7 protein-coding genes are annotated in these 11466 nt (G+C 58.6%); 6 read left to right on the forward strand and 1 reads right to left on the reverse strand.

Features of this window, described 5'->3' with window-relative positions:
• Positions 1 to 658: 658 nt before the first annotated feature.
• From AC0L25_RS31380 to AC0L25_RS31400, 5 genes are all read left to right on the forward strand, one after another.
• Positions 659 to 910 (forward strand): hypothetical protein, encoded by a 252-nt coding sequence (locus AC0L25_RS31380; RefSeq protein WP_473599016.1) that lies wholly within the window; start codon positions 659 to 661, stop codon positions 908 to 910.
• Positions 911 to 979: 69 nt separating this feature from the next.
• Positions 980 to 2080 carry a hypothetical protein gene (locus AC0L25_RS31385; RefSeq protein ID WP_473599017.1) on the forward strand — a complete coding sequence of 367 codons (1101 nt, stop codon included), beginning with the start codon at positions 980 to 982 and terminating at the stop codon, positions 2078 to 2080.
• Between the two features lie 38 nt (positions 2081 to 2118).
• The gene (locus tag AC0L25_RS31390) at positions 2119 to 3291 is read left to right on the forward strand and encodes a cupin domain-containing protein (RefSeq protein ID WP_473599018.1); all 1173 of its coding nucleotides are present in this window, start codon (positions 2119 to 2121) and stop codon (positions 3289 to 3291) included.
• A 97-nt stretch (positions 3292 to 3388) separates the two neighbouring features.
• Positions 3389 to 4450 carry a hypothetical protein gene (locus AC0L25_RS31395; protein WP_473599019.1) on the forward strand — a complete coding sequence of 354 codons (1062 nt, stop codon included), beginning with the start codon at positions 3389 to 3391 and terminating at the stop codon, positions 4448 to 4450.
• 37 nt (positions 4451 to 4487) lie between these two features.
• Entirely contained in the window at positions 4488 to 4757 is a 270-nt protein-coding gene (locus tag AC0L25_RS31400) for a hypothetical protein (protein ID WP_473599020.1), read from the forward strand.
• Between the two features lie 1065 nt (positions 4758 to 5822).
• Here AC0L25_RS31400 and AC0L25_RS31405 read toward each other — a convergent pair.
• Entirely contained in the window at positions 5823 to 7271 is a 1449-nt protein-coding gene (locus AC0L25_RS31405; protein WP_473599021.1) for a hypothetical protein, read from the reverse strand.
• A gap of 1107 nt (positions 7272 to 8378) precedes the next feature.
• Between AC0L25_RS31405 and AC0L25_RS31410 the strand changes: the two genes are divergently transcribed.
• Entirely contained in the window at positions 8379 to 11162 is a 2784-nt protein-coding gene (locus AC0L25_RS31410; RefSeq protein ID WP_473599022.1) for a UvrD-helicase domain-containing protein, read from the forward strand.
• Positions 11163 to 11466 lie beyond the last annotated feature (304 nt).

The following is an 11466-nucleotide window of genomic DNA, read 5'->3' on the forward strand; positions in this document are numbered from 1 at the left end:
ACTACGCTCGTAAGGACGACCTTAAGAGCGCAGCCTCGCTACCCTGCCACGCTCGCGCAAGGCGGCCTTCGCCGGAGCCGTACGATAAAAGCTGATGTCGGGGCAGTTGACTTTCAAGCAGCGCCTGGAATGGGACTGAAATCGGAATGACAGCTGGGAGGCGGCGATGCGCGAGAGGCCGTGTCTGCGTGACACGCGTCTTCCTCCTCACCGAAAATGCATAGCCGTAGGCACTCGCAAACCAGTCATCAGCCACTGACCCGTCAGCATTAGTCAGATCGATCGGCGTATCCAACGGCTGCGGGGTCTTTCGCGGGCGGCGCCGGCGTGCATAAGTTCGGGGCTATCCGTCAGAAGTCAGAGCCAAAGAGAAGGCTGTCGTGCTGGTTTGGCAATCGATGATAACCGGTCGTCTCGAATGTTTTTCCTTAAGCGCAGCGGGCGGCATTCAAGTTGAGACGGTATGATCGAGCGAGTTGACCTGGTTCGAACTTGACAATCACCTTTCCGCGAAAGAGACTGGAGCTCGATATAACCATTCGACTGGAGCAAGCGCGAAGTAGCGATCAGTCGGTACGAAAAGAGCGGCTAACTCCCGTAGATCATCACGAGAAGCGCCGAACGAAGCATTTGAAGAACCCGCATTTGGGAGTTCGCCATGGAGCTTATCGAGAACACCGAAAAGAGTAAGTCGGAACAGACGTTGTGCGCCGTTTACGCGAGGAAGGTTCCGGCCCTCGCTGCAGACATGAATGCCCTGCTCGCCAAGCACGGCATCAGGGATATGGAGATCCAGAGCTTCAGCTTCGGGAAAGGTCCTGGGCTCGTTTCCTCCAAGGATTCGACCATGGTTGCAGGAGTGGGCGCGACCAAGGACGGGGTGGTCGTAGCGGCGATGTACGAGAAATAGGATACGCAGCGACGCTGAGAGCCGCGCGATGTTGGCCGTCATGCGCTGCAGGCGCGACCGGATCGTTCCTTGTCGTTTGTGCGCGGCCGTGCCCGTGCGGCGGCGCGCTCAAGTCGCAGCCATCCGATGAGCACGGCGGCTATGTCCGACCTTATCGGATGGGTGCCGTTCGATCTCTCGTGGCGCTCCGAATCGACGTGCGCGCAACTGGATAGGATTGCGTGGCTCTATTGCGGAGGTGTTTCCTTCTCGGAGGCGTTCTTTCTGCAGACGATCGCTCGGGTCCACTCTGAAACCCAGCAGGACATAATATACACCAAGCCCAATGTCTTTTCAGATAGAGCCGGCCCATCTTTCGACTATCGTCCTGCAGGTCTGATCTTTCATACTTCCAGATGTGGATCGACAGCCGTCGCCAACGGTCTCAAATGTTGCGACGACACCCAGGTCGTCTCGGAATATTGGCCGCTGACACAATATCTTTGGCGCACTCTGCTCGACCCCGTGCTGGAGACGGTGAGCGAAGCAAGAGACCTCGATACGCTAGCCGTGAAGACGGCAGCGTGGTGTCTGGGGCGGTGCCGAAGTGGCAGCGACGAGAATGTCGTCCTGAAACTCACGAGTTCCAGTCTCCACAGTCTTGCCGAGATTAAGCGAATATGGCCGGAAGTCCCATGTCTTGCGGTGATCAGGGATCCGCTCGAGATCGCCCAGGCCAGCCTTCGTGGAGGAGGATGGATGGGGTTGAAGCAGGATGCGGCCAAAGGCGCATATCTGGCCGGCGTCGTACCCGGCGGACCGAACTCTGTCGCGGAAGTGTCGGACGAAGAATATGCCGCGCGGGTCGTCGGCAATTACCTCGCCATCATTGCCGAGAACTTGTCATCGTTCGACGCAATCGTTCGACACGACAACCTCTCAGGCTCGACTATCATCGACGCCGCGTCGCTATTCAATATTGCCGCGCCGGTGTCGTCGAAGGTCGATAAGGTTCTGTCCCTTGACGCCAAGAGCAACGGCAGAATGCCGTACCCGCAGCGACGTGTGTCGACGGCCTCGGATGGCCTCGTTGCAGAGGTGAACCGTTATGCGAGGGGCCCATATGAAGAGATCATTTCTCGGTTGCGTCTCGGCAAGGTCAGTGAGAGGCGTTTGCATGCACACGGATAGGTTTGCGCTCGGCTCGATTTGGCGAGGAGGGCGCACACATGATCGATGAGGGTTTTTCAGCCCTCGGCCGACTCGTCGGACACCAGGAAACCAGCAATTTCATCGCGCGGAAGCTCGAGCGGGCGCCGCATCTTTCGCCGAGGGCCGACACACGAGCCTTGTTGTCCATAGACGACATCGACCGGTTTTTCGCGACGATCAAGTATCGAACCGCCGAGTGTTTCTGCGTGGATGGAAACAATCCGGTCGACGTCTCAGAATTCTCCAGCAGAGGCGTGGTCGATAGCCGCAAGGCGCTGCGCCTCTTCGACAGCGGCGCCACGATCGTCCTCAATCGCGTTCACCTCTATCATCCGGCGCTGGCGGAATTTTGTGGTCAGCTCTCCCGAGAGTTCTCCGCGCCGTGCCAGGCGAACGTCTATCTCACACCTCCCGGCTCGAAAGGCTTCAATCTTCACTACGACACGCACGACGTTTTCATGGCGCAAGTGGCCGGATCCAAGCGATGGCGCGTCTACGATTCGGTCTTCGATCTGCCGCTAGCGAGCCAAGGCAGTTCTGCGCGGCTGGAGCCCGCAGGCGATCCAGTCATCGAGACCGAACTCAGCGCTGGCGATGTGCTCTACATGCCGCGTGGGTGGTCGCACGAAGGCACGACCACCGGAACGACATCGCTCCACATCACGTTCGGTGTCTATTTCTTCACTTGGGCGGACGCGCTCATTGAGGCGGTTTCCAATCGCGTGTTGCGCGACAGAAAATACCGCTCCAGCTTGCCTCTGGATCTTCTGCGCGACGATTGCGACCTAGGTGACATCAGCCGTGGGGTACAAGACATGCTGGCGGCGATCGCCTCCGAGGTCGATGTCGCGTCGTTGCGGCGGGCCTTCAAGGCGCAATTCGACGAGCAATTTCCGGATAGTACGGTTGGGCTGCTCAATCAACTCGTCCGGGCGAGAGAAATCACCGACCTCACCAAAGTTCGCGCAAGGGTGAAACGGAAAACGAGGGTTGAGCCTGATGGTTCGCTGGTGATCGACGTTGCTGGCGGAACGCTTCGGATCGCGGACGGAGGTCGAGAGGCTGCCTTTTCCTGCCTCAGTGGGAGAGCCGTCACGGTCGGTTCGCTGTCGCAATGGTTGGCACCCGACGCCAGGATTGAACTTGTGCAGCGCCTGATCGCGGCCGAAACCGTCAGCGTGATCGCATGAGAGGCGCGTCGCACGTCGTGCCCTTCGAGATCAGCGGACATACACAATGAGCAACTTCCTAATCGCGACCGCGGCGAACGACATCCACGCGATCATCGTGGCCCAGGCCTTGCGGTCGCTCGGGCACGAATGCTTTCGCTGGATGACGAGCGACTTTCCCTCGGCTCAGCGCTGCAGCGTATCATACGCCGGCGGCGCCAGATTTCACATTGAGGGACTGGACGGCTCGTTCACTCTCGACGCCGACCGGGCCGATCTCGTGTTCTGGAATAGGCGCATCATCCGGGAGCATTTCGTCAGTGCGGAACTGCCTGCCGCCGATCGCGTCATTGCAGCCTCGCAAAGCAAGGTGTTTGTGCAGGGGCTTTTGCCGTTTCTCGATCGCAGTTGCACTTGCATAAACAAGATCTATGCCGCCGAGCGGGCGGAGAGTAAGCCGTTCCAACTGATGATGGCCGAGAAGGCCGGGCTTGCCATCCCCGACACCGTCGTGTCGAACGATCCGGTGGTCATCCGGCGTTTCGTTGAGAGTGGCGGCGGCCGCAGGCTGGCCAAGCCCTTCTCGCCGACGGTGTGGAAGGGCGCGGACGGCGACTTCGTTTCCCGTTCCGCCATAGTCACGACAAATGACCTGCCGGAAGACATGTTCCTGCAAACGTGCCCGATGATCTTCCAGAGCTATGTCGAGAAGGCCTATGAGGTGAGGGTCACGTGCTTCGGCGATCTTACGGTCGCGGTGCGGCTGGATTCGCAGGTATTCGAAGCCTCGAAGGTGGACTGGCGCGCCGTGTCGCCGACGAAGCTGGGGGTCGAGCATATCGAGGTTCCGCCGGCCGTCAGGACCGCCTGCCGGGCTCTCCTCGATAGCATGGGGCTGCAGTTTGGCTGTATCGACATGATCGTGACGCCTGGCGACGACTGGGTATTCCTGGAAATCAACCAGATGGGCCAATTTCTCTGGGTTGAGGAAATCAACCCGGACGTGCCGATGCTCGATCTCTTCGTTCAACTGCTGACAGGTACGACCGAGTTCGGCGACGGCAAGTCAAAGTATGGTCTCCGCCACCAGGATTTTATGGCGAGCGCTAGCGCGGAACTGCGAGGAGAGCAACCGTTGCGTGCCCCAAAGGTTGGTGTTAACGTCGTCGATGATCGCTAATACACTGGTTCTTCATCATAGCTGGGAGTATTCTTTGATGTCCGATCGCGAAATCCCGACACTTGGCACCTCCTCTCTTTCTCCGGCTTCTTCGAGCAGGCTCGTGTCTTTCCAAGCGTCTGACAGCGCACAGTCTGAGGCCGGAGTTGTATTAGGCCAGCGTATGCTGGGGCGGGCGTTGGCGGTTCCGTTCAACTATGCGGAACTCTATCGTGATCCCGATGCTGCCCGGCGGGGCGAGTTCGATCCGGACGAATTGCTGGCTAAGTCGACCTGCGCAAGCAATGGCGGCGAGGACGAGAGCTGAGATCAAGCGGCTACCGAAGCGACCGTGAGGGTCACATCCCCGCAGGTTGGCGCGTAGAGCTGGTTTGGAGCGGCCGCGTGTGGCGCCGACACAGCCGATTTTACACGGCGCCGTAGTCGCTTGTTCGACCGCGACCGACGCGATGGAGTTCCGGGTGCGCGATATTCGATATCGGGTTTCCAAGGATAGTTGGCTTCATCGAGGTCGAAGTATGATGGTCGTTGCACCAGTACCCTCAACCGGACTGAAGGTACCGAGTTCCTTAAGCCCGATTTACGCAAAGATGCCGTGCAGAAACCAATGGTGCGACCCGATCTCCGGGTCCTCGCCGTCACCGGCACTGTAGGACCAGAAGCGGTCGCCGGCCTCATCGTGGATGCGGAAAGTGTCTTCAGGAAGTGACCGAGTGGTCTAAGCGGCGGGCATGGGGTCGGAACGAGCTACGTTGACCTCCCTGCCAAATCCTCAGAGCGATGAAGGGCTCAAGTTCTACACGGAACAAAAAAGTGCTCGTGTTCCACTCCTCTTTCATACGTAGCGGTCGCTCGGGAAACCAACACCGGCATTTGAATGTCTGCTTTCAGGAAATCGCGAATGTAGCCTAAACGTCAGAGAAGAGCGCAAAGCGAGGGAACGTCTGTTTTGGGTAAATGCCGATAACTAGCCGGTGGGCCACTCGTGCTGACATTGTAGATAATTAAATGGCGCGCCATGATCGCGGCCCAAAAGGGTCCGCAAAGCGCCAATACCAGTCAGCCAGATGCATTCTCGCGCATGACCGCAATGAGGCCAGAAGGGAAGCGGACTGGCAGGTTTCGGGCTGCCGGTCGGGAATGGCGGCCATCCGCTCTCTACCTCGCGTGGGCAATCGAAGTGATCGAGGTAGATGCTGCATAAGGCTGTTACATGCCCTGCTACGGCGCCGAATTGCCTGTTGACTTGATCGGGCGGTACGTAATCGGCGTAGGCATGCGGATGCGCACGAGCGACATCAGTTCGTCTGCCTCTTCGGCAGTTGACGGCAGCGCGGACGCCATGGCGGTCCCGCGATCAGAACTTCCAATCTCACCTCTCCATGAACCGCCCGCACCAGAATCGGTAGCTGCTGGTGCGCCGGTCGTCGACGACATGCCCGCGAATCCCTCGGGCTTCCACGGCCGCGAGGGTGCCGCGCATCCCCGCGACACGTTCCCGGCGCTCGACCGTCGTGGCCAGGGCCATTTTCAGGCCGTCAAATGCAAGGATTTCGTCGTGAAAATTGTGGGTTGACCCGTGATGAGGCAACGTCAATACGCCGACGTTGGGCGAATACGGCAGGTAGAAACTCAACCAGGATTCCCGTCTCAGTTTCTGCTTCAATGCGGAATCCCCTGTTCCGAGCCACCCCACCGGCTCGACAAAACCGATGTCATAATGAGGAAAGTCGTCGAAGGGCCATCCGTATCGATGCCAGCGACGATCGTCATCGACTGTTCGGGTGCTTCGACAATACGGCCCGGAATAGAGGGACATCGATAGGGCGTTGTGACCGTGCCCGAAGTGCTCGCCGTAAAGATCGAGAAGCACTTTGGTCTTCTCGGGCGAGTGAAGAAATTCGATCAACTTCGCGGCTAGTTTTTCCTCATTGCCGCCTCTGATCCTGAGGGCCTTTGTGATCGCTCGCTGGAAACGAGATCGAACGGCCTGGTCGACCGGATGCACATAGGGGAGCAGAATCCAGTCGCCGACCTGCCAATTTGCATATTCGTGCGAGCGCCATTCGAGTTGCATGAAGGAGCCTGCGCCGGCAAGGACGGCGCCGCTGGCGGCTTCTCGTTTCGCCTCGTCCGCGGCTATCAAACCCTCTGGAAGGCTTCCTTTCGGCTTACGAAGGTACTGGGCAAGCCGAGCGCCGGGCACTTTCCTATCCGGCCACCTCGCCGGCTCCCGAGGGTCATCGCCGCCATCCTCGTCATCGATCGGACCATCTGGCTCCTTGGGTACGCCCGGCCGCGGCGCATCACCATCATCCGCCTCGAGAAAGACGACATACTTGGCGCCGCGGTTTAGCCACCAGCCCGCTGGATTGGCGAAATACTCGCGAGCCGATGTTGAAATGGCGCCGGACTCCGTGTCCGCCAGAATGAAGATCAATCGCTCGATCACATCGAGATAGGGAACGAGGACGGTCTCTGCTGGTGCGATGGCCAGCAAGCGTTCAATCCCGTTGATATGATCAGAGTGTAGATGGGATACAAACAGAATGTCTGTGCGCCCTTCGCAAATCATCCGGTGCGCGTTCAATGCGCTCTTGAGCGCGTTGCCTTGCTCGGACCCGCAATCATAAACATAGCGGAAGCTCTTTATTCCCGCGTCTTCGGGCGATAATGTTGCTGGACGCTCGAAGATCTGAATATGTCCAGTGTGGAAGCCACCGTGTCCCACAGCATGCTGCACGCGATTGACGCAACCCTTGAGCACGATCGCCCCCCGAAAATGTTCATTCCTGAAGCCTATAGCAGCACTGCTTGCCAATTCTACCGATTCGTCAACGCTACCGAGCGACCGCGCCGATCCACACAAAGTTCTTTTCGACCAATAGAAGCATCGTGGCGTGTGAAGATGGTGCCTTGGAGTTGAGCTCATCGGAGCGTCTCCCTTTGGGCCGGGCTGTCGGCTGCGTTGAAGCCCGAAAGGGGGCCGGGAGCCGACTGACAGCTTTGTGCAGAAGATTTCATAGAGCTGACATTTCAAGGTGGCGAGAGCCGGGTTAAAACTGGAATGGGTGCATGTCTGCTGAGGGGTTGAAATCCGGCTCGATGATGTGAGCCCACGTTCTCCACCCAGCGACGGCCTATTTACGGACCGATCTATCGGGCCTCGCAAGCCGAGTAAGCTTGGGATATAAAAGAACGTCGAGGAAGAAAGGCGGGACAATGGAACACAAAGATGATCTTGACCACAGCCAACAAACTAACGGACGTCCAAATTATCTCTCCTTGAAGCCCTTAGGTCGTCTCGTTGGGACGGAGACGCCGATCCGAGACGCATTGGCTGTGTTTGTCGGTTGCGCCATAGGTATCACAGTACTCCCGATCTGGATCGTACTTGGAGAGCGTCTTTTCGAAAGCAAAACCGCCCAGCTTGTATGGTTCTGCGCCCTATACATAATCGGACCAATAGTGGTCCTTTCTTTGCCTTCTAGATCGAACCCATCAGATAAATTCTGAAACGCAAGAAATGTTCGCTCGGCAGCGCCGACGGAATAGCCTCCTCGCCAACAAATTCTCAATTGAAGAAGAATAGTAGCGATGCACAGTCCGCGCTTCAACATCGGCGAACGCAGCCGTGACGACCGAGATGTGGCGCGTTGCTGTCCTGCGTCTCCGTGCCTGTTTGCAGGATACAGTTCATGACGCCTAGTGGATCTCGGCAGATATCCAAATCCACTGCGCTAACCCTCACATCGGGGGACCCGATGGAAATTGTGTAGTTGACGCTGAGTGCCAGATAGGCCCACGACGGTCCCAATAGGCAACAGGACTGCGTGACGGGCGGGACCCCAGCAAACGCGCCTAGTCTCGACGGCAATCGCCACCGCTGTTAGGAAAGCCTAAGGCCTAGCCGCGATATAACTTTTCAATGCTAAAGCGCCCCCGCACATACCGTCCCGGACTGTTCGCCCGACTGTTCTCCGGCGAGAACTGGAAACTGACACCCGGTCGGAATTCGGCAGCCGGTATCACCCTGGTATCTGGCAGCGAGACCGAGCTGGAATGCTTGGACGTGGTATCTGTCCAAACCGCCAAAGGCCTCCTGTGGCACGCCGTTGAAATCTGCTCGAGAACCAGGCTGGACCGGTTATCGGGCCTCAGCGGCAGCGCCGCAGACGAACTCGCGGCCGACATCGCGGCGTTCGTCAACGAATATCTGAGCGAAGTGATCCGTTCCGAAACCGACCAACTGCGCGAGATCGACGCGAGACTCGGCGCGGTCGTGACGGACAACCGCCGATACTTGGCGTACTCGGACCTCGGCAACGCAATAGCCGGCGTGCCGGGAAAGGTGGCAACGGCCCTCTCGCACCCGATGTTCGATCCAGGGCAGATGGCACAGACGCTCGAGGCCGTTTTGCCGGCCTCCTACGCCTTCCTCGCCGATCCGAACGTGCGCCATCGCTACAACGAGCGGTTCATCGCCTCCGAACTGGCCGCTTTTGCGGCGTTCTTCGACAACCTGGACGGTCGGTCGCTGTCAGGGCAGCAGCGCGAGGCTTGTATTCGTCTCGAGGACAATAACTTGCTCATCGCATCGGCGGGATCGGGCAAGTCCGCCACTATGGTGGGCAAAGTCGCATATGTGCTCGAAAAGAAGTTGGCACGCCCTGACGAAATGCTGGTCTTGGCCTTCAACAAGAGCGCAGCGGACGAGCTCAGGGAGCGCATCGCCAGGCAGTTGAAGGTCGAACCCGACAAACTTGAATGTCGCGTGACAACCTTCCACGCGTTAGGCCGCGGCATCATCCAGGAGGTCAACGGGCGGCCGCCCCAGCTTGCCAACTGGGTCGAACATCCCGCGGGGGAAGCCAAGGCGATTGAGGAGATCATCGTTGAACTAGCCAGTTCCGACAGGGAGTTTACGCGACTGTGGGTTGATCTCTTGGTCGTGCATCCAAAGGCCGATATCCCCCGGGAAACGTTCGACAGTGAGGTTGACTACCAACGATACATTACGGAGCGGCGGACCAGGGGTAAGGCGACGATCGGCTCGCTGGCCGGGATTTACGTCAAATCGTTGCAGGAACAGTCGATCGCGAACTGGCTTTGGTTGAACTCGGTCGCGTTCGAATACGAACGACAGGTCGAGGTGCAGGATGCGGAAGGCGCCGTCCGCCATATTCATCCCGACTTTTACTATTCGGCGACCGGTACCGTGCACGAGCATTTCGCGCTCGACGCAAACGGCGTCTCACCATTCAAGGACTATGTCGACCACGCCGAAGCAAAGCGGCGGGACTATCAGGTCGGGCAGATCGATTTCTTCGAGACGCGATCGGCCCAGGCCGCGGACGGCACGATTTCCGAGGTCATGCGCGAGGAACTAGAGCGGCGCGGGATACAGCTCGTGGCGAAGCAGTATAGCGATATTGCGACGGCGCTGGAGCCAGTGGTGGTCAAGCACTACCACCAGCTCATAGGCACCTGCATCAAGCACATCCGGGCGAGTCATCTAAGCCTCGATATGTTGCTACAGCGTGCGCAGTCGCTCCACGATAAGGAACGCGCGCGGATATTTTCGCGCGTCGTTTACAGGATCGCCCAGGCCTATTCCGAAAAGCTCGCTGATGCCGGACGGATCGATTTCGATTCCATGATCGCCGACGCGACGCAGCTGGTAGAGACGAAACGATACACCAGTCCGTACTCGCTGATCCTCGTGGACGAATTCCAGGACATTTCTGGACCCAGGGGTAAACTCATTAAGTCGCTGCGAGACCAGAAGCCGTTATCCAAACTCTTCGCCGTAGGCGACGACTGGCAGTCTATCTACCGTTTTGCCGGCTCGGATGTGACCCTCTTCACAAGGTTCGAGGCGAACTTCGGGACAAGTTGGCAAGGCCGGCTCGAGCAAACTTACCGCTGCAACCAGCTGATCGCGGAGACGGCGGCGGGTTTCGTTCAACGGAACCCAGACCAGCTCAGGAAGTCGGTACGGTCTATACGGCCCGCTATACCCAAATCGATCCGCGTTATCCCGATCGAGGGCGCAAAGGAGAGGCCGGACTTTGGCGCAGCCTGCCTGCGGCTGTTATCCCGGCTGGATGTGTTCCTGGGAAGCATCGCGGAGCAGTGGCGCGGCACGGCAAGGCAGAAGCTTAGAGTACTCGTCCTCTGGCGCTACAACCATCTCGATCCGTTCGCCGGCCGTATTCCGGCATTCGCGCATATCGAGGTTTTGGCGCTTTCCTTCCACCGCTCGAAGGGCCTCGAAGCGGACTACACTATCCTGCTCGACATCAGCGAGGGCGACTATGGTGTTCCGAGCCGTGTCGAAGAGGACGAGCTGCTGAACCTAGTGATTCCGAATCCCGAGACCTTCGCGTACGCAGAGGAACGACGCCTGTTCTACGTCGCCTTGACCCGGGCCAGCCGCGGCGTCTTCATGCTGGCCGACAGTGCCCGACCCTCGCGCTACATCCAAGAGCTCTGCGAGGTCGCGGGTGAGGAGATTCGCTTCGAGACCATCGACGGCCAAGCGCTACAGCAATGCCCGGCCTGCCGAGTTGGTCAGTTGGTCCAAAGGAAAACGAAGACCGGGCGCTCGTTCGTCGGCTGCAGCCAGTATCCAAACTGCAGGCCCGTAGTGTTCTCCGACAAGCAAAAGCAAAACAGATCGCGAGCGGCGCGGCGACCTACAGTTCAGTAGTGCTGGCGCAGCAGACAAGCGCCGGCCGCTGTCTTAATCTCAGGTCAGTGCACCTCCAAGCAGGGAGCGGCCAATGTCCGTTTTTTGCAGACCGCCTGTGGGCGCGACGTTGTTTTCCCTGGCTTTTTGCCAATCCCAAGGCGCCGGAGACCCTGCTGCCAAATATCCGGCCGGCCGCGAAGGGGCGACGAAAATCGGCATTATGCACACTAGAGCACGTCCTGTGATCGATGAATCGATTGTGATGTGACAGCTGCGTCTTGTGCTGATTCAACATCCACCTCGATGGAGGTGGACGATGGGA

This window comes from Mesorhizobium sp. WSM4813 (assembly GCF_055811555.1).

Coding starts and splice junctions, on each gene's coding strand:
- AC0L25_RS31380 (WP_473599016.1), top strand. CDS start 659: ATGGAGCTTATCGAGAACACCGAAAAGAGTAAGTCGGAACAGACGTTG.
- AC0L25_RS31390 (WP_473599018.1), top strand. CDS start 2,119: ATGATCGATGAGGGTTTTTCAGCCCTCGGCCGACTCGTCGGACACCAG.
- AC0L25_RS31400 (WP_473599020.1), top strand. CDS start 4,488: ATGTCCGATCGCGAAATCCCGACACTTGGCACCTCCTCTCTTTCTCCG.
- AC0L25_RS31410 (WP_473599022.1), top strand. CDS start 8,379: ATGCTAAAGCGCCCCCGCACATACCGTCCCGGACTGTTCGCCCGACTG.